This window comes from Qipengyuania sp. (assembly GCF_043423005.1).
In the GTDB taxonomy this organism is placed as follows: Bacteria; Pseudomonadota; Alphaproteobacteria; order Sphingomonadales; family Sphingomonadaceae; genus Qipengyuania.
The window spans coordinates 1-19859 of sequence record NZ_JBHWMI010000063.1; the positions used below are offsets into that span (position 1 = coordinate 1).

The 19859-nt window shown below is 64.5% G+C and carries 19 protein-coding genes, 1 tRNA gene and 3 pseudogenes; 6 read left to right on the forward strand and 17 right to left on the reverse strand.

Annotated features, from left to right (window positions below; genetic code table 11):
• Nucleotides 1-317, reverse strand: a pseudogene (locus tag ACHFFA_RS09625) (hypothetical protein); the annotation flags it as partial.
• Between the two features lie 88 nt (nucleotides 318-405).
• Here ACHFFA_RS09625 and ACHFFA_RS09630 point away from each other — a divergent pair.
• A pseudogene (locus ACHFFA_RS09630) lies at nucleotides 406-843 on the forward strand (low molecular weight protein-tyrosine-phosphatase); the annotation flags it as partial.
• A 19-nt stretch (nucleotides 844-862) separates the two neighbouring features.
• Here the strand turns inward: ACHFFA_RS09630 and recG are convergent.
• Nucleotides 863-2926, reverse strand: a complete 2064-nt coding sequence (gene recG / locus ACHFFA_RS09635) for an ATP-dependent DNA helicase RecG (RefSeq protein ID WP_394270633.1) — start codon at nucleotides 2924-2926, stop codon at nucleotides 863-865.
• A 56-nt stretch (nucleotides 2927-2982) separates the two neighbouring features.
• Between recG and ACHFFA_RS09640 the strand changes: the two genes are divergently transcribed.
• Nucleotides 2983-3261, forward strand: a complete 279-nt coding sequence (locus tag ACHFFA_RS09640) for a succinate dehydrogenase assembly factor 2 (RefSeq protein WP_394270634.1) — start codon at nucleotides 2983-2985, stop codon at nucleotides 3259-3261.
• Between the two features lie 100 nt (nucleotides 3262-3361).
• Nucleotides 3362-6862, forward strand: a complete 3501-nt coding sequence (gene mfd, locus ACHFFA_RS09645; protein WP_394270635.1) for a transcription-repair coupling factor — start codon at nucleotides 3362-3364, stop codon at nucleotides 6860-6862.
• A gap of 1 nt (nucleotide 6863) precedes the next feature.
• Here the strand turns inward: mfd and ACHFFA_RS09650 are convergent, their stop codons facing one another.
• Nucleotides 6864-8186 (reverse strand): EAL domain-containing protein, encoded by a 1323-nt coding sequence (locus ACHFFA_RS09650; protein ID WP_394270636.1) that lies wholly within the window; start codon nucleotides 8184-8186, stop codon nucleotides 6864-6866.
• 117 nt (nucleotides 8187-8303) lie between these two features.
• On the opposite strand from ACHFFA_RS09650, the gene ACHFFA_RS09655 reads away from it, so the two are divergent.
• The gene (locus ACHFFA_RS09655; protein WP_394270637.1) at nucleotides 8304-9089 is read left to right on the forward strand and encodes an NAD kinase; all 786 of its coding nucleotides are present in this window, start codon (nucleotides 8304-8306) and stop codon (nucleotides 9087-9089) included.
• Nucleotides 9090-9166: 77 nt separating this feature from the next.
• Nucleotides 9167-9241: transfer RNA gene (locus tag ACHFFA_RS09660), tRNA-Asn, on the forward strand.
• A gap of 96 nt (nucleotides 9242-9337) precedes the next feature.
• On the opposite strand, the gene ACHFFA_RS09665 is transcribed toward ACHFFA_RS09660, so the two are convergent.
• The 4 genes from ACHFFA_RS09665 to ACHFFA_RS09680 form a co-directional block, all read right to left on the reverse strand.
• Nucleotides 9338-9742, reverse strand: a complete 405-nt coding sequence (locus ACHFFA_RS09665) for a hypothetical protein (RefSeq protein WP_394270638.1) — start codon at nucleotides 9740-9742, stop codon at nucleotides 9338-9340.
• 2 nt (nucleotides 9743-9744) lie between these two features.
• Nucleotides 9745-10083, reverse strand: coding sequence for a hypothetical protein (locus ACHFFA_RS09670; RefSeq protein WP_394270639.1), 339 nt, complete (start codon nucleotides 10081-10083; stop codon nucleotides 9745-9747).
• Nucleotides 10073-10618 carry a hypothetical protein gene (locus ACHFFA_RS09675; RefSeq protein WP_394270640.1) on the reverse strand — a complete coding sequence of 182 codons (546 nt, stop codon included), beginning with the start codon at nucleotides 10616-10618 and terminating at the stop codon, nucleotides 10073-10075. The genes ACHFFA_RS09670 and ACHFFA_RS09675 overlap by 11 nt, the downstream gene beginning before the upstream one ends.
• A 138-nt stretch (nucleotides 10619-10756) precedes the next feature.
• Complete coding sequence (locus tag ACHFFA_RS09680; protein WP_394270641.1) at nucleotides 10757-11320, reverse strand: hypothetical protein; 564 nt, start codon at nucleotides 11318-11320, stop codon at nucleotides 10757-10759.
• A 342-nt stretch (nucleotides 11321-11662) separates the two neighbouring features.
• On the opposite strand from ACHFFA_RS09680, the gene ACHFFA_RS09685 reads away from it, so the two are divergent.
• Entirely contained in the window at nucleotides 11663-12046 is a 384-nt protein-coding gene (locus ACHFFA_RS09685; protein WP_394270642.1) for a hypothetical protein, read from the forward strand.
• A 145-nt stretch (nucleotides 12047-12191) separates the two neighbouring features.
• On the opposite strand, the gene ACHFFA_RS09690 is transcribed toward ACHFFA_RS09685, so the two are convergent.
• The 10 genes and pseudogenes from ACHFFA_RS09690 to ACHFFA_RS09735 all read right to left on the reverse strand — a co-directional run.
• The gene (locus tag ACHFFA_RS09690) at nucleotides 12192-13529 is read right to left on the reverse strand and encodes a phage/plasmid primase, P4 family (protein WP_394270643.1); all 1338 of its coding nucleotides are present in this window, start codon (nucleotides 13527-13529) and stop codon (nucleotides 12192-12194) included.
• A 262-nt stretch (nucleotides 13530-13791) separates the two neighbouring features.
• The gene (locus tag ACHFFA_RS09695) at nucleotides 13792-13971 is read right to left on the reverse strand and encodes a helix-turn-helix transcriptional regulator (RefSeq protein WP_394270644.1); all 180 of its coding nucleotides are present in this window, start codon (nucleotides 13969-13971) and stop codon (nucleotides 13792-13794) included.
• A gap of 85 nt (nucleotides 13972-14056) precedes the next feature.
• Nucleotides 14057-14389 carry a hypothetical protein gene (locus tag ACHFFA_RS09700; protein WP_394270645.1) on the reverse strand — a complete coding sequence of 111 codons (333 nt, stop codon included), beginning with the start codon at nucleotides 14387-14389 and terminating at the stop codon, nucleotides 14057-14059.
• A 62-nt stretch (nucleotides 14390-14451) separates the two neighbouring features.
• Nucleotides 14452-14955, reverse strand: coding sequence for a hypothetical protein (locus tag ACHFFA_RS09705; protein ID WP_394270646.1), 504 nt, complete (start codon nucleotides 14953-14955; stop codon nucleotides 14452-14454).
• A gap of 36 nt (nucleotides 14956-14991) precedes the next feature.
• The gene (locus tag ACHFFA_RS09710; protein ID WP_394270647.1) at nucleotides 14992-16296 is read right to left on the reverse strand and encodes a tyrosine-type recombinase/integrase; all 1305 of its coding nucleotides are present in this window, start codon (nucleotides 16294-16296) and stop codon (nucleotides 14992-14994) included.
• A 149-nt stretch (nucleotides 16297-16445) separates the two neighbouring features.
• Nucleotides 16446-16880, reverse strand: a complete 435-nt coding sequence (locus ACHFFA_RS09715) for a hypothetical protein (RefSeq protein ID WP_394270648.1) — start codon at nucleotides 16878-16880, stop codon at nucleotides 16446-16448.
• A 7-nt stretch (nucleotides 16881-16887) separates the two neighbouring features.
• Nucleotides 16888-17724, reverse strand: a complete 837-nt coding sequence (locus tag ACHFFA_RS09720) for a peptidoglycan-binding protein (protein WP_394270649.1) — start codon at nucleotides 17722-17724, stop codon at nucleotides 16888-16890.
• Nucleotides 17725-17775: 51 nt separating this feature from the next.
• Nucleotides 17776-18525, reverse strand: coding sequence for an ABC transporter ATP-binding protein (locus ACHFFA_RS09725; protein WP_394270650.1), 750 nt, complete (start codon nucleotides 18523-18525; stop codon nucleotides 17776-17778).
• Nucleotides 18522-19475, reverse strand: a complete 954-nt coding sequence (locus ACHFFA_RS09730; protein ID WP_394270651.1) for a FecCD family ABC transporter permease — start codon at nucleotides 19473-19475, stop codon at nucleotides 18522-18524. The genes ACHFFA_RS09725 and ACHFFA_RS09730 overlap by 4 nt, the downstream gene beginning before the upstream one ends.
• Nucleotides 19472-19859 (reverse strand): annotated as a pseudogene (locus tag ACHFFA_RS09735) (iron ABC transporter substrate-binding protein); the annotation flags it as partial. The pseudogene ACHFFA_RS09735 and the gene ACHFFA_RS09730, both read right to left, overlap by 4 nt.

A 19859-nucleotide genomic window follows, 5' to 3' on the forward strand; every position in this document is an offset into this window, starting at 1 on the left:
AAAGTGGGCGATTGCAGGTACATCGTGCTGGCATCGAGCCGGTACCGCGCGTCTTGTGCCCCGGCAAAGCCGGACAGATAGGTTTCCAGATCGACATAGCTGACCGAGTTGTGCGGCGTGACCCGGTCATAGCTCTCGCCATCAGGACTGAGCAGTTCGTAGAGCTTTTCGCGGGAGGCAGGGGTCTGGGCGAAATACATCGGCTCCTTGAAGGGATGGAGCGCGATTTGCGGGTGCTGGTCGAGCGCGGCGGCAAGGCTGGTCGTGCCTGCCTTCATCGCCCCCGGAACGAAGAGGTTCGGCAGGCGCTTCGTCATTTCGCTTCGCTGGGGCATAGGCGTGGGGGCCATAGGCAGGCACCCGCCTCGTGTCGACCCGGCGGACATGGAAAGGACCCTTGCGACGATGACCGGAACGGCGGTGCTGTTCGTGTGCCTTGGCAATATATGCCGCTCCCCTCTCGCCGAGGCGGCATTTCGCCATGCCGCGGCCACGGCGGGACTCGATGTCCTTGCCGACAGCGCAGGCACGGCGGACTACCACGTGGGCGAGCCACCGGACCCGCGCAGCATCGCGGAGGCCGCGCGCCACGGCATCGACATCAGCGGCTATCGCGGACGGCAGCTTGCGCCTTGCGACTTCCATCGCTTCGACTGGATCCTGGGCATGGACGGCTCGAACATGCGCGATATCGCGCGGATCGACCCCGGCGATGGCAAGGCGCGGACCAAACGATTGCTCGATCTCGTTCCGGGCCGCGAGGGGGACGATCTGGTCGATCCCTGGTATGGTGAGGCCGAGGGCTTTCGCGCCACCTGGGCAGATGTGCCGCAGGGGCACAGGCGCTCGTCCGCCTGCTGCGCTAGCCCCCGCGCAGGGTGCGCACGCCGTAGTCGCGCTCGAACAGATACAGCAGCAGCCGCGCCGCCTCTCCCCGTGCGCCCTCGAGCCCGCCATCGCGCTCGATCAGCAACCGGGCGTGGTCATGCGCCTTGGGCAACAGCGTGCTGATCTGCTCGAAATCGGCGATGGCATAGGGCGAATCGCCCGATTGGCGCGTGCCGAGCAGTTCGCCCCCGCCGCGCAGCCGCAGGTCCTCTTCGGCCAGCAGGAAACCGTCCTGCGACTGCCGCATCAGCGCCAATCGCTCACGCGCGGTTTCCGACAGGGTCTCACCGCGCAAGAGGACGCACACCGACTTCTCGCTCCCGCGCCCCACGCGGCCGCGCAGCTGGTGCAGCTGGGCAAGGCCGAAGCGTTCTGCCTGTTCGATTATCATCAGCGTCGCATTGGGCACGTCGACGCCGACCTCGATCACCGTCGTCGCAATCAGCAGTTTCGCCGCGCCGCTGACGAAACGCTCCATCGCCGCGTCCTTGACCTCGGGAGACAATTGCCCGTGGACGAGCACGACGTCGTCCCCGAAGCGGTCCTTGAGCGAGGCATAGCGCGCCTCGGCGGCAGCAATTTCCTCAGGGCCGTCGACCTCGCGCACCATCGGGCAGACCCAATAGGCTTGTCGTCCCTCAGCGATCTGGGCCGCCAGCCGGTCGACCAGCGAAGCGAGCTTGTCCGGCCCCATCACCACCGTCTCGATCGGCTGGCGGCCGGGGGGCAGCTCGTCGAGCTGGCTGACGTCCAGTTCGCCATATTGCGCCAGCATCAGGGTGCGCGGGATCGGCGTGGCGGTCATGGCAAGAATGTGCGGCGCCCGCTTGCCCTTGCTTGCCAGCATCAGCCGCTGACCGACGCCGAAGCGGTGCTGCTCGTCGATCACCACCAGCGCGAGATTGCGATAGGCGACGGTGTCCTGAAAGATCGCATGGGTGCCGACGACGATATCGATGCTGCCATCGAGCAGCCCCATCAACGTCGCCTCGCGGGCGCGGCCCTTGTCGCGCCCGGTCAGGATGGCGACGCGCACCCCGATCGGTTCGGCCAGCCGGCGCAGGCTCTCGTAATGCTGGCGGGCGAGGATTTCGGTCGGCGCCAGCATTGCCGCCTGTGCGCCGGCCTCCACCGCGATCAGCATGGCGTGGAGCGCGACCAGTGTCTTACCTGCGCCGACATCGCCCTGCAGCAGCCGCAGCATGGGCGAATCTTGCGCCAGATCGCCCTCGATCTCGGCGATCGACCGCTGCTGAGCGCCGGTCAGCCCGAACGGCAGGTCGAGCCGATCGCGATAGCGCCCGTCGCCCGCCAGCGCCTGCCCCTGCCGGCGGCGGTTGTCCACCCGCACCAGCATCAGCGCGAGGCTGTTGGCGAACAGCTCGTCATAGGCGAGCCGGTCGCGCGCCGCCTTGTCCGGCGCCTTATGAGCCGCAGACAGCGCCGCACGCCACGCGGGCCATCCTTCGCGTTCCACCAGCCCCGCATCGATCCATTCCGGAAGCTCGGGGCACCGTTCCAGCGCCTGCTTCACCAGCGCGGCGACCTTGGGCTGCGTCAACCCCTCGGACAGGCCATAGACCGGTTCGCACAGCTGGCCCATCGCGTCGCCGCCCTCCTCGATCACATGATCGGGATGGACGATCTGGAGCATGTCGCCATAGCGTTCGAGCTTGCCCGTCACCCAGCGCGCCTCGCCCACCGGAAGCTGCTTGCGCGCGGTGTAGCTCGCCTTGCCGAAATAGGTCAGCGCGAGGACATTGCCGATGGCGTCCTGCGCCAGCACCCGGAACGGCGCGCGGGGCGAACGGCTGCCGCGGTGTTCGGTGACCAGCAGGCGGACGATGATCGTCTCGCCCTCGCCCGCCTCGTCAAGATTGCCGACTGCACGGCGCGTGACGAAGCGGTCAGGCAGGTGATAGGCGACATCCCTGACACGCGTCAGCCCCAGCCGGGCGAGCGGCTTTTTCAGCTTGGGCCCCACGCCTTCCAGCGTTTCGGTCTCGGCGAACAGGGGGTTGAGCGCATCGGGCCTCATCGCGTGCTTGCTATAGCCGCTTGAATGGCTTTGACGAGTACCCTACCTCGCCCGTCATGCCCCAGGCTCTTACTTTCGAAGGCCGCACGCAGCGTGCCCGTTTTCGCGCCTGGCACCGCGGCACGCGCGAAGCCGATTACATGATCGGCGGTTTCTTCGATCGTTATCATGCCGCTTGGGGGGAAGCTGAACTGGCCTGGTTCGAGGCCTTGCTCGAAGAAGACGATGTCGACGTGATGGCCTGGGCCTTGCGGACCCAGCCGGTCCCGCCGCGGTTCGACGGCCCGTTGATCGCCGCCATGCAGGAACTCGATTACGTCGACATTCCCCGGTAATCCCTTGCCGCCGCCAGTCGGTGATGGGGGCAAGCTGAACGCCGATTCCCGCGTCTGCTATTGACGGGAACGCGCCGCCCACTATCGCGCTGTCACCTCGATGCCCGACCTTTCCCGTATCCTGAAGGCCGCCCACCCGCTGACGCTGGCGCAGGTGGCGCGCGGTGCCCAGCCGCTGGTGATGGCGGATCTCGCCCGCGCCAGCACCGCCCGCGCGGTCTTCATTGCGCCGGACGATGCCGCCATGCGCAGCGTTGCCGATGCTGCCGCCTTTTTCGCGCCCGAGCTCGAGGTGATCGAGTTCCCGGCCTGGGACTGCCTGCCCTATGACCGTGCCAGCCCCGCCCTTGCAATCAGCGCGCGGCGGCTGGCGGCGCTTCACCGCCTGCAACAGGGCAAGTCTGCCGCACAGCTGATCGTGACCACGGCCAACGCCGTCACCCAGCGCGTCCTCACCCCGTTCCGTATCCGCGAGAGCGTGCGCGAATTCCGGGTCGGCACACAGATCGGACGCGACAGCCTGGCCGCCTTGCTCCAGCGGCAGGGATACAGCCGCACCGATACCGTGATCGACCGCGGCGAATACGCCATCCGCGGTTCGATCGTCGACGTGTTCCCTTCCGGCACCGAGGAGGCGCTGCGGCTCGACTTCTTCGGTGACGAGCTTGAATCGCTGCGCAGTTTCGATCCCGATACGCAGATGAGCACCGGGCGGCTCGAATCGCACCTGCTGCTGCCTGCCAGCGAGGCGCTGCTCGACGAGGAGAGCATCAAGCGCTTCCGCACCCGCTATCGCGAGCAGTTCGGCGCCAGCGCGACGCAGGACCCCCTGTACGAGGCGGTCAGCGAGGGTCGCCGCCTCGCCGGGATGGAGCACTGGCTGCCGCTGTTCGAGGAGCGGCTGGTCACGTTGTTCGACCACCTCGCGGCAAACGATCTGGTCGTCATGGACGCGTCGGCTCAATCCTCGATCGACGAGCGGCTGAAGGACATCGCCGACTATTTCGACCAGCGCCGCAGCGGATCGGGCCAGGCCAAGGGCAGCTATCGCCCGCTCCCCCCGCAATCGCTGTATCTTTCGGCCGAGGAAGTCAGCGCGGCGCAGGCCGGGCAGCCGATCCACCGCGCCAGCCCCTTTGCCGAACCCGAAAGCCCGACGGTCATCGATTTCGGGTTCCGCTCGGGCCGCGATTTTGCCCCCGATCGGGCGCGGGGCGACAATGTCTATCCGCTGCTCGCCGCGCATCTGCAAGGCCTCGGCAAGGCGGGCAAGCGACCGCTGCTGGCGGCCTATTCCAAGGGCAGCCGCGCCCGCATCGCCTCGATCCTCGAGGAAGCAGGCACGCCGGTGCAGCTCGCCGAGACATGGCAGGAGGCGCTGGGCCTTTCCGCCAAGGGCAAGCCTGCGGCGATGGTCCTCCCGCTGGAGGCGAGTTTCGCCAATGACGAGCTGGAACTGCTGACCGAGCAGGACATCCTCGGCGACCGGCTTGTCCGCCGCAAGAAGAAGCGCAAGAGCGCCGATGCCTTCCTCGCCGAATTGCAGGCGCTGAGCGTGGGCGATCTGATCGTCCATACCGATCACGGGATCGGCAAGTATCTCGGCCTCCAGCCCATCACCGTCGGCAAGTCGCAGCACGATTGCGTGCAGCTCGAATACAAGGGCGGCGACAAGCTGTTCATCCCGGTCGAGAATATCGATGTCCTCAGCCGCTATGGCAGCAGCGAAGAAGCGGTCATGCTCGACCGGCTGGGCGGCGAGGCCTGGCAGAAGCGCCGCGCGCGGCTCAAGGAACGCATCCGCGAAATTGCCGGCGAGCTGATGCTGGTCGCCGCGCAGCGGGCGCTCAAGCACGCGCCGGTGCTGGAGGTGGACGAGAGCTCCTACAACCAGTTCCTCGACCGCTTCCCCTGGGAGGAGACCGAGGATCAGGACCGCGCCATCGCGGACGTGCTGGGCGACCTGGAAAGCGGCAAGCCAATGGACCGCCTCGTGTGCGGCGATGTCGGCTTCGGCAAGACCGAGGTCGCGCTGCGCGCAGCCTTTGTCGCGGCGATGAACGGTCAGCAGGTCGCCGTCGTCGCGCCGACGACGCTGCTCGCCCGCCAGCATTTCGAGAATTTCAGCCAGCGGTTCGCCGGCTTTCCATTGAAGGTCGGCCGCCTCTCGCGCCTCGTCCCGGCGAAGGAGGCCAGGGAAACGCGCGAGGGGCTGGCCAGCGGCGATGTGGATATCGTCGTCGGCACCCATGCGATCCTGTCGAAGAACACGGCGTTCAAGGATCTCGGCCTCGTCATCGTCGACGAGGAGCAGCGGTTCGGCGTCACCCACAAGGAGCGGCTCAAGCAGCTGCGCGCCGACGTCCACATGCTCACCCTCACCGCCACGCCGATCCCGCGCACCTTGCAGATGGCGATGACGGGCCTGCGCGAACTGTCGACCATCCAGACCCCGCCGGTCGATCGGCTGGCCGTACGCACCTATGTCATGGAGTGGGACGACATGGTAATGCGCGAGGCGCTGCTGCGCGAGCATCACCGGGGCGGGCAAAGCTTCATCGTCGTACCACGCATCTCCGACATGGAGGGCATGGAAGCGTGGCTGCGCGAGCATGTGCCCGAAGTGAAGTTCATCGCCGCCCACGGACAGATGGGCGCAGGCGAGATCGAGGAACGGATGAGCGCCTTCTACGAGGGCAAGTACGACGTCCTTCTCGCCACCACCATCGTCGAAAGCGGGCTCGACCTGCCGGCGGCGAACACCATCATCATCCACCGGGCCGACATCTTCGGCCTGGCCCAGCTCTATCAGCTGCGCGGCCGGGTCGGACGCTCGAAACTGCGCGCTTATGCCTACCTAACCTACCAGGCGGATACGCAGCTGAACGAGACTTCGGAAAAGCGCCTCAAGGTGCTGGGCGATCTCGACAGTCTCGGCGCTGGATTCCAGCTCGCCAGCCACGATCTCGACATCCGCGGCGCCGGCAACCTCTTGGGCGACGAGCAATCGGGCCATATCCGCGAGGTCGGGTTCGAGCTCTACCAGTCGATGCTCGAGGACGCGATCCTCGCTGCCAAGGCGGGCGAGATGGGGCTGGCGGCGCGCACGGAAAGCGTCAGCCCGCAGATCACGGTCGACGCGCCGATCATGATCCCGGATGACTACGTGCCCGATCTCGCCGTCCGCATGGCGCTCTATCGCCGTCTGAACGAGGCCGAGGGCAAGGCCGAACTCGACGCGCTAGCCGCCGAGATGATCGACCGCTTCGGCGACCTTCCGCCGGCCACCGCCAATCTCGTGCGGCTGATCGAGATCAAGCAGCAGGCGATCGAGGCGAACATCGCCAAGATCGATGTGGGCGCGGCGGGCACGCTGGTGACGTTCCACAAGGACGACTTCCCCGACGGTCCGGGCCTCATCGCCTATGTCGACCGGCTGAAGGGGACGGCCAAGCTGCGGCCCGATATGAAGCTGGTCATCAGCCGCGCATGGGGATCGCCCGAAAGCCGGCTGAACGGTCTGTATCAGCTGACCAAGGGCCTGTCCGCGGTCGCGCGCAGGGCGAAGAAGGACCCCGCGCCGCAGACGGCTGCCGCCTGATCTAACCGGCGGCGGCCAGTGCCAGGAAGGCGTCGCCGCTCATCGGTTCCGCGCCGAGGAACCCTTGGTAGTATTCGCAGCCTTCCTTGGCGCAGAAATCGCGCTGGCTGGTCGTTTCGATGCCTTCGACGATGACGCGCAGGCCCAGCGCCCGGGCCATCGCAGCGATGCCCTGGAATACCGCGCGGTCGCGCTCGTCATCCAGCAGGCCTTCGACCATCTCGCGATCAAGCTTGAGATAGTCGACAGGAAGCATCTTCAAATATCTGAAATTACAGTACCCGGCGCCGAAATCGTCCAGCGCGATCTGGATGCCGAACAGCTTGAGCTGGTCGAGCACGAGGCAGGTGCGCTCCAGATCCAGCAGCAGCACCTGTTCGGTAATCTCCAGCGTCAGCCGGTCGAACGCGCATCCGGCGCGCTCTACCAGCCGTGCGAACTCGGTGGCAAAATTATCGGCCGAGAGGTCTTCCGGCGTGACGTTGACCGACAGCCTGAGACCGGCCGGCCAGCGCGCCGCGGCGGCCAGCGCCCGGCCCGCGATGTGACGCGAAAGGTGGGCCGTATGATCCGCCCGGCCGGCGATGAGGAACAGCGTTTCACCGCCGATCAGTCCGGCTTCGGGATGCTGCCAGCGGGCCAGCGCCTCGGCCCCGATCAGCGCGCCACTGGCAAGCAAGAACTGCGGCTGGAACAGCACCTCGATCTCGTCGCGATCGATCGCGCGCAGCAGATCGGCTTCCAGCTGTCGGTGCGAGGGTGATCCGGCGGCGCCGGTGGATACCGTCCATGCGATGCGCCTGCCGCTGCCGGCATGCAGGGCCGATGCAGCTTCGCCCAGCCGGTCGAGGATGGCACCGGCATCGTCTCCTTCGCGCACCCGCATCAGGGCGATCCGCGGCCACATCCGCAGCCGGGCCGCACTGCCGGGATGACGGATCGGCGTGGCAATCGCATCGGCCAGCGCCTCGGCCAGCCACAGCCAGCGTTCGCGGCTCAACTCCTCGCGTGCCACGAGCAGGAAATTGCCTCCATTGAGGCGCGCGGCAATCCATGCGCTCGTCTCTAGCTCGTCGGCGGCGAAGGTGGTGATCCGGCGGGCGACCTCGATCAGCGCGGCATCGCCGGCCCGCTGGCCGAAGGCGACGTTCACGGTATCGATGCGGCCCAGCGTCACCAGCATCGCATGCATCGGGCACGGGCCCGCACCGCGCGGCCAGTCCGCCTGCCAGTGGGCGATCGTTTCGCGGGCACTGGCCTGATCGGCGAGCCCCGTCAGCCCATCACGGGTTTGCATCATGTCCTGTGCTGCAAGCGACCTCATCGGCGCCCCTATTGCCAGTCTCGCGGCGAATAGCCAGAGGGCGAGGCCGGTTGCCAAACCGCGCTGTCCCCCATAGGCACAGCCGATGCGCAGGCAGGTGGCGGCAGGGACGGGGCAATGACGAACGAGATGCCGCGCCTGGCCCTGCTGGTCTCCGACGCCGAGCGGGCCCAGGACGTGGCGGCCGAAGCCTATCGCGACCTGTTCGACTGGGTGCCGCTGGAGCAGGCCGACGTGGCCGTGATCCTTGGGGGCGACGGCTTCATGCTGCAAAGCCTTCACGCCATGCTCGACAGCGATCGCATCATTCCGGCCTACGGGGTCAACCTCGGCACGGTCGGCTTCCTCATGAACCGCAATCGCCAGCCGGAAAAGCTGCTGCACCGGATCGGCAAGGCGCGGCGGCTCGACATCCTGCCGCTGGCGATGGAGGCGACGACGCAGGACGGCGCGGTTCACCGGTTCCAGGCAATCAACGAGGTCTCGTTGCTGCGCGAGACACGCCAGACCGCCAAGATCGAAGTGCTGGTGGACGGCAAGACGCGGATCAAGGAACTGGTGTGCGACGGCGTCCTGCTGTCCACGCCGGCGGGCTCCACCGCCTACAACCTGTCGGCCGACGGGCCGATCCTGCCGCTGGATAGCCAGTTGCTTGCGCTTACCCCGATCTCGGCCTTTCGCCCGCGGCGCTGGAAGGGCGCGATCCTGCCGGATCGATCGCAGGTGACCTTCAAGGTCAACGAACCGGCCAAGCGCCCGGTCTCGGCCGTAGCGGATCAGCGCGAACTGCGCGACGTTGCCGAGGTGCGGCTGGAAATCGCGCGCGAACGCCCGCTTATCCTGCTGTTCGACCCGGGCCATGCGCTGGACGAGCGGATCGTGGCAGAACAGTTCGTTTTCTGATGCCGGCTTTTTCGTATTTGGCCGCTTGCCAAATCCGAGGGGCGACCATATAGGCGCACCCTTGCCGTACCGGCTGCTCCCCGATAGCTCAGCGGTAGAGTAGGTGACTGTTAATCACTTGGTCGTTGGTTCGAATCCAACTCGGGGAGCCATTTTCTAGACATTCTCGTTTAAAAACAGCGTCTTGCCGAGCGGCAGGGGCTCTGCCCCACATTGCGCCCCACAACTTCAAAGGTGGTTAGATCAGGCTAGAGCGTCACCCTTTCCAGTTCGGCTCCCATGCGCACCGCAAGCGCCGCCGCCGCGACCGCCGCCTCTTCCGCGATCCAGCACCTATCGCCGAATAGGTCTGACATTTGATCGTCCAAGTATCGGTCGGGCTCGTCGCGTATTGAATGCAGCAACGCAACGCGCGGCCCGATGATGAGAACATCGCGCCCGATCTCATCGCGCTCAATTCGCCAGCGCCGTTCGACCGGATCGAATTGCAGACTATGGACGCTGCGCAGCAATCCTTTGCGCCTCGCCTTTTGCATCCCCTTCAAGCCGCCGCGCCATCGGTCCCGGTATTCGGTCCACCGCAGGCGTTGCGCACCGGCCTCGCCGCCCAGGATTAGAACGCAACGCGGTTCGTAAATTTCGAAAGCGACCATTTTCATCGTTCGTCACCATGGCAGTAATCGTTCCACAGCCGCGCCGCCTCGTCCGCTGTCATGGACTCTGTGATGACAGGCGGATCGATCAGCCCGAGCGCATCTTTCAGGACGGTTGGCATCGGTGGAAATTCGAGTTCGTCATCAATTGTCAGGCCGTACCAGTCAGGACCGTGCTCTTTTTCGGCCCGAGAAATTATCGCCGCTTGCTCCCGCCGCCATTGATCCAGCGCACCGCGCATCTCGGGCGGCAAATCATGCTCCCGCCGCGCCATTGAACCGGGCGGCAACAGCACGTCGACAATGCGGTCCATGCGGCTATCGATCGACTTACGGGACATTCCCTCGCCCCTTGTTCTGAGCAATCAACAGCGCCTCGATTTCGTCCAACCTAGCGCGCATCTCGTCGACGCCAGCCGCTTCCTTCAGCGTCTTGACCGCCTGACTAAGCCGGTTCGTTTCGGTAGGGGTCAGCCCGCCTTCCTCCACAGCGTCGGCGATGCCGTTCGGTTCGGCTGGCACGTCGACCACGCGCTCTGACGGCAGGAAGCGCGCCAGGACGAAAGTTGCAGCCTTTAGATCGCCTTCGTCCAACTTGCGCTCAAGCGTCACAAGCGCCTTGGATGTCAGCCCGCCTAGACGCTCCAGCACTTCGCGATTGAATTTGTGCGTTGCCCCTCGCGGCTTGCCGATGTTGCCAGCGCCGAACGTGCCGTCGAAACGACGGGCATAGGGGTCCGATTTCGTCCGTACTGGATCGGTCTTTGTATCTGTTCCGATCATAACGCTACGTCGTCCATTGAACCGTACAGCCGCGCTCGACCAGCCACCGCGCCAACGCGCCCGTGTCGATCCCCGCGCCCCGGCGCGGCGCACCGGGCATACCGTGCCGGTCACGCCACCGCTTGCCGGTCATTCTGCTAATGCCGAGCGCCCTGTACGCCTGTCCCGGTCGCAAAGGGCGACCCGAGGGCAACGTGACGCGCGACGGGATGGTGATCGGACGTGGCACGATCAAGCGGCCATCCGCTCGAATGCCTGCCCCGGTGCGATGCCGAAAACATGGCCAAGAAAACCCGCGTAATCCTGAATCACGCGGCGGTGAATATCGATCACCTGCCGGTCAGCATCATGCGAGTCTAGCACCGCTTCCGCCTGCCGCCTCGCGCCTTCCACGTCGGGACCATCGGGCAGCGGGTTTTCGAGCGTCGGCTTGCCAGCGAAGTCCGCCTGCATCCCGGTCCTCGCAACCGTGTTCAAAACGAGAAATTGCTTTTGCGCCTCGCGCCAAGCATCATGCGATAGCGCCGCGATATTGCCGTCCGCTACCAGTGCTGTCAGGTCCGCAAGGTCCGCCGCCATGATCGACTGCATGAGCGTTCCGGCGTCCTCCATCGCACTGAAACGAGCGCGCCGCTCCGCGTCGGCCTTGCGATCGATCGACGGCAGGGGTTCACGCATCCGGGCATCACGCTCTTGATACGTTCGCAGATGCTCGCGCATGAGGCCGTGCATCGTCCGCCCCGCTCCGAACATTCGGTCGCCCGCCCTGTCGAGCAACCAGCCTAATTCTGTCATCGCGAATTTCGGAGCCGGGACCGTTCGCGAGGGCGACAAGCTGCCCCGCTTGCTCGCGCACCGGATCGGCGGCTTCGATGCCGTTCGGGATCGCGAAAATCGCCCCCAGCGTACGGAGTACGAGGGCGTTCTGGTCATTCTGTAAATCGGCAATATTGGCCATCATCGTATCCTTTCGCTAAGTTCGGATACAATGTCAGTCGAACATTACGGTGAGTCAACAGAAAAGAATTTTTTAATTCATCACGTTACTTGACGGGTGGTAAGTATGCGCAAAATAATACGTGAGCGTGACAAAATCGGATCATCATGTGATAGAGGCGCGAGCAGGAGTTGTGACGAATGAAAACCAAATCGATTTTCACGGCTATTGCGATCATCCTTAGTGCGCCAGCAAACGCACAAGAAGATGACGCTAGCAAACCAGAAACCGAACTGACAGCGGCGCAAAGAGAATCGCTGTGTCATAGTTTTGCGGACCTGGGAGTGGCGGTAATAGAAGCGCGTGAAGCAGGCGTACCAATTGATCAGGTATTGGAATTAATTCGTTCCATGCCGTCCAATTTAATGCCGAGTGAGGAGTCAGCAGAGTGGCTCCGCAATGAGGCTCGCGCAGGTGCGATGCGGGCCTACGCAGAGCCGCCGATTGGCAGACGCCCAAACGCTTTAGAACGACAGCAATTGATAAATCGATTCACAGCTGAGTGCGTTCTGGACTGGGAATAAGGGGACGCGGAATAAGCCGGAACCAACGGAACGAAAAAATCGCCACATTGCGCCTAGTCTTTATGGGGTGGACCGACTCTTAGGGCAAACATACGAAAAAGCGTTCCATTCATTCCGAACAGGCCGTTACGCAGCGTTCATTGCGTTAATTGCTGCAATTCCCGACCGGCTTAAATTTAACGCCCATTACTTTCGTCCCGTCGCTGTGCGACGTCCTATATCCCTGCCCTCGCAGCCGCTTGCCGAATGCTACCTTCCCGACGATGTTGCGGACACCCGACGCCCGCGCCCATATCTCGAAATTCAGGAATAGTTCGGCCAGTGCGATTTCGGCGGTAGGTTCGGCCTCGCAACGCTCTGCCACGAATGAACGGACTTGATCGGCCTCGCGCCTCCATTCCTCGCGCGCCGTTACGGACGAGGGCGGCAAGGTGAAACCGTTGCGCAGCGCCCCGGCATAGTAATGCAGTGCGAGGTTCAACACACCGGGCAGTTCAGCGATCAGCTTGTCCGCTAGGTGCTCGTCCTGTTCGTGCTCTGCGAATTGCCGATTGAACGGCAGGATGACGGCCCGCCGATACAGCCCGTCCGAAAAGTCGCGCGTGTGCGGCATATGGTTAGTACCGAACCAGCACGTCGAGAATGCCCGCATGTCGAACGGATCGCGGTTTTTCATCTCGACAGTGCTGATCTCGCCGGACACGATCGCCTTCAATTCGTCATCGGCAATCATCTTACCTTCCGGCAGTTCGCTGACGATGTTGGCCAGCTTCATGTGAAGGTGCGCCCGCTGCCATTTATTGTCGAACTGTGATGGCTTCACCGCCGCCACGTTCTCGCGCCCGACAAGGGCTTCCACGACGCGCAACAGGACGGATTTGCCGTTCGCGCCGTTGCCGATCAGCAGGACGAACTTTTCGTGCTTCGCGTGTGCCATGAGCGAATAGCCGAGCAATTCGAGCACGCATACGATCTTTGCATCCCGGTCAGGATCGTCCCGAAAGACATCGTACAGGAATTGCACGAAACGAGGTGCCTGTGCCGCCGGATCGTAGCGAACAGGGATCAGAGTCGTGCGATAATGCTCGCGCCGGTGCGGCTGGATCGCCCAGCCGGTGGCGGTCAGTTCTAATTCGCCGCTCAATGTATTCACCACATCGGGACTGCCGATGTTGAAATGATGATCGGGCCGGAACGCCTCTTTGCGGATCAGGCCGGTGACGCTCTCGACAAGCGGGTTCGTGATCTTTTCCTGGCTCGCGCTCAGCGTTGCGATCACCTCGCGCGAAACGTCCATATCGACGCGCCGCCGCCACACGGTCCCGTCCCATCGCCAGAAATGCGATTCTGCGAATAGGAGATTATCGGCTCCGATGGCTTTGATCGTGGTGCGGGCATGGGCGAGATGATCGTCCCCCCGCCTCGCACTCTTCGCCGCCTCGCTCCGCAGCGCCACGATTGACAGACCAGTCAGATTTTTCATGTAGGACAGAACGGAGTCGCATTCGATCGGCGAAAGGGTCCCCGCCGCCGCTGCGATCTCACACATCATGGCAGTTCTTTCCGGCTCAGTTACCGGTGCTCGATGGATGGCATTGCGAAGCGAGGCGACTGTGGCGACAGGCAGCGCCTCACCCGCCCCCGATGGCACTTGCGGCACTGCGCCACTTGCGCTATTTACATTCATGTCAGTAATTCCCCAACCCGTCTGCGAATGATCCCCGCAGGCGGGTCTTTTCTTGCAGTCAGGCGGACGCGCGCTCGCGCGTTTCAAGCCAAGCGTCGACCTCGTCCGCGCGCCAGCGCGAGCATCCGGGGGACAACTTGATCGGCTTGGGAAATTCGGGATCGCGCGCGGCGTAGCGCCACACGCTTGCCTTGCTGATCGTCAGCTTTTCAGCGACCTGATCGACTGTCTGGAGCATTGTTCGTCACCTTCGATTGCGATTGGTGACGGCCAATTTGAACAGATCGCGACAGATTGCACCAGCAGAGTCGCGCAGCCTATTATTATTTGATTGCGTAAGGTGCCCTTGCCCGCTCGATTTCGGCTTCTCTTTCGCGGCGAAGCTGGAGGTAGTTGTCGACCGTGCGAACGGACAGCCCTTGTTCGTCCGCCACGATCGCCTTGGCTTGGCTTTTCTGTTTTCCCTCGTCCCGCAACGCATCGAAGCGTTCGACTGCCTTACGAACTTTCCAATGCCCCGCTGCGATCTCGCGCCGTCCGATCTCGCCGCCAATGTCGCCGCGCGCCAGTTCGGCTAGGCGTTCGATCATTAGGGCTAGGACTTCTCGTTCCCCGCTATCGAGCGCGCGGCTATCGTCCCGCAGGATTTCGGCCATCGCGCTCGCATCGCCGCCTAAGGCCTGCCACTGAGCGGCGCTGAAGGTCGTATCGACGGGTATCATTTCGCAGCCGATGACTGATAGATAATATCGCTAGTCCCATCGCTTTCGCCTGCGCAAATTCGCCAGTTCTTGAAGAACGCTACGGCTACATCTGGCGTAGGTGGAATTTGTTGACCGTCTTTCCTGATATACGTCACGCCTAGGCCTTCCCTCTCAAAACCGTAGGCGACGATCACCGGCTCCCCTTCTAGGATCATCACATTTCCCTGAAAAACGTTCTTAGCCTGAGGAATAAATACCGATTCATCGATCTCAACATGAATTGAAAACTTTCTGAGGATAAGGGCGGGTTTGCTCTCACTATTCTTGATGGGGTCAGAATGTAGAGGTGGACACGGCTTGTCCCCGCCAAATTCTCTTTCTGCAAGGTCCAACAAACGAAAACCGCCGTCAACGCAGCGAAAACAAAGTCTCCAAAAATCGTCACCCATGATCTTGATGATATCGCCCGGTATTGCATCCCCTACCGTCGCTACTCGCAGATGAGAGATATCAAACATTCCCTGCCCCTTTTCTAATTCAAAACCTGTTTCTAATCAGCCCGGATTACGCGCCAGCAAAACGACCTTACCGCCGCTCGCTCGCCCCGTGCACCAATCCGCCCATGACTGCATGAGAACGGCGCGCTTTTCCAGCGCATCGCCGCGCGAATAAGATTGCGAGGTAGTCGAGCCGAACTTGTGCGCGAGCGCCAGTTCCCGAACCTCATCCTCTGCCTGAGCAACATCGGTTGCCCATGTCCGAAACGACGCGCGCAATCCGTGCGGGACGGCAGGCTTGCCGGATGCCTTGTCGATAAAACCGATAGCGTCCCGCTCATGGATCGTCCGCATCGCCTTGCCGATCGCGGCATTCGTCAGCTGCCCGTCGCGAGGTGCCGGGAATAGCAGGTCGACGCCCTCGCGCCGCTCTAGCCCGTCGAGCAATGCCAGCGCAGCGTCAGACAGCGGGACGCGGTGCTCGCGCCGGTCCTTCGCTTTCCCCTTCATACGATCGGCAGGGATCGTCCACACACGCGCTTCCCGATCGATCTCGGCCCACGTCGCACCCGCCACGTTATCGACGCGCACGGCAGTCAATGCGAGAAAGCGCAGCGCCACCGCCGCCATGCCGCTCTGATCGTGCGTAGCGGCAAACCATGCTGCCATGCGGTCGACGGGGATCATCGGTCGGTTCGTAACGGTCGCACCGCCTTGATCGGCTATCCATTGCTTTAGCGCCCCCTTGGACGCCGGATTCGTAGCATCCTGCCGATGGCCAGCGTCGATTGCCCATGCGAGCACCGACTCGATACGTCCGCGCACCTTTACTGCCGTTGCATTCTTGTCGGCCCAGATCGGCTCTAGCACCCGCTTCACGTCCGCTAGGCCGATGTCGCCAACCAGCATTTTCCCGATGATCGGGACGGCGTAGGTTTCCAGCGTCGTCCGCCATTCGTCCCGTTGCCAATCGTGCCGCAGCTTGGCCATGCGGCCCGTCTGCATGTAGCGGTCGACTGCTTCGGAGAATGTCAGGTCGCGCAATTGCTGAGCGATCAATGCGGCTTTTGCGGCCCGCTTTTCTGCAATCGGATCACGGCCCGCTTCGATCGCATCGGCCTTTTCGCGCGCCTTTTCGTGCGCCTTCGCCAACGTCTCTCTAGGATACGGTCCAAGGCCGATGTCGCGCCGCTTCGTCCCAACTTTAACCCGCAGCACCCAGGACCGTCCGCCGCCTGCCGTCGTTTGCAAATGGAGGCCCGGAACGGTGCCGACAGGGTGGAGATGCTTGCTCGCCTTGCCGTCCGGGTGTTTGAGCCGCGAGACTTCTAGGGCGGACAAGGGTTTTGCTATCTTTGGCATAACCCCACATAACGCCCCTCTTTAGAATCGCAACTGATTTCGACCGCTTGAAACGGCTTGCGACACGTTTTTGAGTCGGGCGTTTTTTCGCGACTGGATCGCCATTTACATTTAGGCACTTGTTTTTGTTCGCCAAATTATCAATTCGTCTAGTCCGGCTGACTAGGATGGCGATTTTGCGGAGGGGGACGGGGGGTCATTTGAGACGGCCTGATACCCGTCAATCCCTCAAACTCGGGGAGCCATTCTTCACCTTCGCTGAGCGTACCGCCCGCCTTCCGGGCGCCCGCCCCGCCCAGCTTGCCCCGCCAGCCAAGCGACCGGCGGTTGAGCGCGTGAAGATCGGCCTCCTGTGCCATGACCTGTTCCCCCAAGCCTATCGCAGCCTCCAGCGTAGCGTCGCTTGCATTGCGATAGGCGGGCGCGGAAATCACGCTGGTCCACTTGGCACCCACGGCGTTGTCGAGGAGAATGCGCTGGAAGCAATGGTCGAGATGCACCGGCCAGCGTCGTTGACGCGCCTGTTGCGGCATCGTCCGGCGCGTGAGTTCGAACCAGCGTTCCACGAGATCGGGGGCGGCCATGCCCGGACTACGCGCGATCCCCCGGTCGGTTGCCGGGCTCCAGCAACTGGTGCCAGCTTGCTCCGCCGCACACGCCGTCTGCGGCCAATCCGCGGGCGTGCTGGAAGCCTGCAAGCGCCGCCTCGGTCCGACGCCCGAAGATGCCGTCCGGTTCCAGCGCCAGCCGCGTCTGAAGCAGGCGCACCGCCTCCCCCCGGTCGCCGCGGCGCAGCAGCCTGCGCCAGCGCGCCTGCGATCGCTGTCCCGAGCCGACATGGGCGATCGCACTCCAGAATTGCCGGCCCAGCCGGGCGATGTGATGCGCCCGGTCCATCCGGTTGATGACCTGCCGGGCGCGCAGCCAGTCGTTCGTAGTATCGTCCATGAAGTCCGGCAGGGCGCGACCCGTAAAGGTGCCGCGGATCGATCCTTCGATCAGGATGCGGGCGGCAAGCGAAGGCTCCAGCGCCAGATCGGGTTCGCCCACCAGATCGCAGCCCAGGCGGATGCTCCAGTCCTCGTAGTTCGCCCGCCCGGTCAATTGCACGAACCCCCGCCCGCAATAGCGTGCGCCGTCGCCCTCCTCGCGATTGCCCAGTCGTCGGCCCACCGCCGTATGTGCGCCATAACGAGCCTCGAAATAGCGCGCACCGCCGCGTTCCCGGATCGCGGCCATCGTGCCCGCCGTCTCGTGATATGACGTGCCCAGAAGATAGGCCAGCCAGCGATCGTCTGCCGGCCCGTGGACCGCTTCCCAGTAATCCAGGATCGTCTCGCAACCGCGCACCTGGTGCGCGCTCAGCCGCCCGCCGAAGGGGCGGTGCCTGATGGTTGCGAAGAAGAATGTCCGGTCGATCGGGTCCATCGCCTGCCTCCGTGGTTCGCCGCGGCACGATGCTGCGAACGGACGGGGCGCCTAGACCCGTAGAGGCGATGTAGGACAGGGCGAAAGCGCAAGCGCGCCCGGTGCGCCGATCCAGCGGCATTCCACCCCGAAAACGGCGGCGATCCTCTGCTTGGCCAGCGCCTCGGACGGTGGCCCGGCGGCAGCGATCCTACCGCCGCTTAGCAGGATGACCCGATCCGCATGATTACGCGCGAGGGCGAGATCGTGGACCACCATCGCCACCCCCGCCCCCCGGTCCGCCGCCTTGCGCAAATGCCGCATCAGCGCCAGCTGATGGGCAAGATCGAGCGCGGCCAGCGGCTCGTCGGCAAGGACCCAGTCCGGTTCGCCCGCCAGTACGCGCGCCAGCAGCACCCGTGCCCGCTCGCCGCCCGAAAGCGATTGCGCCCGGCGGTCTGCGAGATGGTCGAGCCCGAGAATGCCAAGCGCATCGTCCACCGGTCCTTGCGCGCGGTCGCCATGCGGCACGCGCCCGAGTTCGACGAGGCGGCGGACCGGGATGTCCCATGCGATCGCACCGTCCTGCGGCAGATAGCCGATCCGCCGCGCCCGTTCCCGCGGCGGTATCTCGTCCAGTCCGACGCCATTGAGCGCAACGGCGCCGCTATCGGGCATGATCAGCCCGGCAAGACATTCGAGCAAGGTCGACTTGCCTGCGCCGTTGGGGCCGCAGATGGCTGCGATCTCGCCCTGCCGAAGCGTCAGGGAGACTTCATGGAGCCGGCATTCCAGCGACACATCCTGCGCCTCGAGGATCATTCCAGCCCCCGCCGCAGACGCAGCAGCAGCCACAGGAAGAACGGCGCGCCCATCAGGCTGAGCGCGATGCCGAGGCGCAGTTCGGTCATCAGCGGCAGCACCCGCACCACGCTGTCCGCCACCAGCACCAGCAAGGCTCCGGCCAGCGCGCTCGGCAACAAAAGTTCGGACGGCCGCCGGTCCGTCAGCGGGCGGACCAGATGGGGCACGATCAGTCCGACGAAGCCGATGATGCCGGCAACCGCCACGCCGGCACCGACCGTCAGGCCGACGCCCAGCACGATAAGCCACAAGAGCCGCCGGGTATCGACGCCGAGCGAACGGGCCGCAGCCTCGCCCAGGGTCAGCGCATCGAGCGCGCGCCGGGTCTGCCATAGCACCGCTATGCCCAGCGCGATTGCCGGCGCCGCGATGCGCACCTCGCGCCAGCTGCGATCGGTCAACGCTCCGTTGAGCCACAGGACGATCTCGCTCATCGCGAAGGCGTTGGGGGCGAGCGAAATGATCAGCGCGGTCAGCGCCCCGGCGAGGCTGGCGATCATCAGCCCGGCGAGCGTGAACAGCGCAATGCCGCCGCTGCGCCCCGCGATCAGGGCAAGCAGAGCCATCGCCGCCGATGCCCCCGCCAGCGCCATCACCGGCAGGGCAAGCGGATTATCGGTCAGCCCCGCCATCATCGCCGCGACCGCCCCCAGGGCGGCGGCCGGCGCGATCCCGAAAAGCCCGGGGTCGGCCAGGGGATTGCGCAGGTATCCCTGCATCGTCGCCCCCGCCGCGCCCAGCCCTGCACCCACCGCCAGTGCCAGCACCGCCCGCGGCAGGCGCAGTTCGGCAAGGATGATCGCCGCGTTCGCCGTCTCGCCCGGCGCGATCCACACCCGCCCGGCAAGCAGCGACAATGGCACCGCCAAGGCCAGCAAAGCGGCGAGAATCGCGCTCGCCCGGTTCACCGCCCGCTGCCCGCCGGGTCGCGCACCTCGGCCAGCCGCTCCGCCGCCCTTATCACGGTCGGTCCGCCGCAATACAGCAGGCGGATGTCAAGCGTTTCGCGGCGCATCCGGGGCAGGTGGCGCAGGGCGGGATGATGCTGCCCCGCCTCGCTACCGGCGACCAGCAGCAGGTCCGGCGGATCGGCCAGCACCTGTTCCAGCGACAGGTAATCGCCTTGCGCCATACCGCGGCGCCGCGGGTAGCTGGCAAGGCCGGTGTGACGCAAAAGCTCGCTGACCAGCGCAGTTTCGCCTGGAACGATCCCGCCCGGCTGCCACACCGCGGTCTCGACCGCCGGGGCACCCGGGGCGGGGCGGGCGGCGGCGAGCGCGGCGCGCATGTCC

Bases quoted from the DNA above. Each gene is read 5' to 3' on its own strand.
- ACHFFA_RS09705 (WP_394270646.1), bottom strand. From the start codon at position 14,955: ATGTTTGATATCTCTCATCTGCGAGTAGCGACGGTAGGGGATGCAATA.
- ACHFFA_RS09685 (WP_394270642.1), top strand. From the start codon at position 11,663: ATGAAAACCAAATCGATTTTCACGGCTATTGCGATCATCCTTAGTGCG.
- ACHFFA_RS09715 (WP_394270648.1), bottom strand. From the start codon at position 16,880: ATGGCCGCCCCCGATCTCGTGGAACGCTGGTTCGAACTCACGCGCCGG.
- ACHFFA_RS09670 (WP_394270639.1), bottom strand. From the start codon at position 10,083: ATGTCCCGTAAGTCGATCGATAGCCGCATGGACCGCATTGTCGACGTG.
- ACHFFA_RS09665 (WP_394270638.1), bottom strand. From the start codon at position 9,742: ATGGTCGCTTTCGAAATTTACGAACCGCGTTGCGTTCTAATCCTGGGC.
- mfd (WP_394270635.1), top strand. From the start codon at position 3,362: ATGCCCGACCTTTCCCGTATCCTGAAGGCCGCCCACCCGCTGACGCTG.
- ACHFFA_RS09700 (WP_394270645.1), bottom strand. From the start codon at position 14,389: ATGGCCGAAATCCTGCGGGACGATAGCCGCGCGCTCGATAGCGGGGAA.
- ACHFFA_RS09680 (WP_394270641.1), bottom strand. From the start codon at position 11,320: ATGACAGAATTAGGCTGGTTGCTCGACAGGGCGGGCGACCGAATGTTC.
- ACHFFA_RS09710 (WP_394270647.1), bottom strand. From the start codon at position 16,296: ATGCCAAAGATAGCAAAACCCTTGTCCGCCCTAGAAGTCTCGCGGCTC.
- ACHFFA_RS09720 (WP_394270649.1), bottom strand. From the start codon at position 17,724: ATGGACCCGATCGACCGGACATTCTTCTTCGCAACCATCAGGCACCGC.
- ACHFFA_RS09655 (WP_394270637.1), top strand. From the start codon at position 8,304: ATGACGAACGAGATGCCGCGCCTGGCCCTGCTGGTCTCCGACGCCGAG.
- ACHFFA_RS09725 (WP_394270650.1), bottom strand. From the start codon at position 18,525: ATGATCCTCGAGGCGCAGGATGTGTCGCTGGAATGCCGGCTCCATGAA.
- ACHFFA_RS09640 (WP_394270634.1), top strand. From the start codon at position 2,983: ATGCCCCAGGCTCTTACTTTCGAAGGCCGCACGCAGCGTGCCCGTTTT.
- ACHFFA_RS09690 (WP_394270643.1), bottom strand. From the start codon at position 13,529: ATGAAAAATCTGACTGGTCTGTCAATCGTGGCGCTGCGGAGCGAGGCG.
- ACHFFA_RS09650 (WP_394270636.1), bottom strand. From the start codon at position 8,186: ATGAGGTCGCTTGCAGCACAGGACATGATGCAAACCCGTGATGGGCTG.
- recG (WP_394270633.1), bottom strand. From the start codon at position 2,926: ATGAGGCCCGATGCGCTCAACCCCCTGTTCGCCGAGACCGAAACGCTG.
- ACHFFA_RS09695 (WP_394270644.1), bottom strand. From the start codon at position 13,971: ATGCTCCAGACAGTCGATCAGGTCGCTGAAAAGCTGACGATCAGCAAG.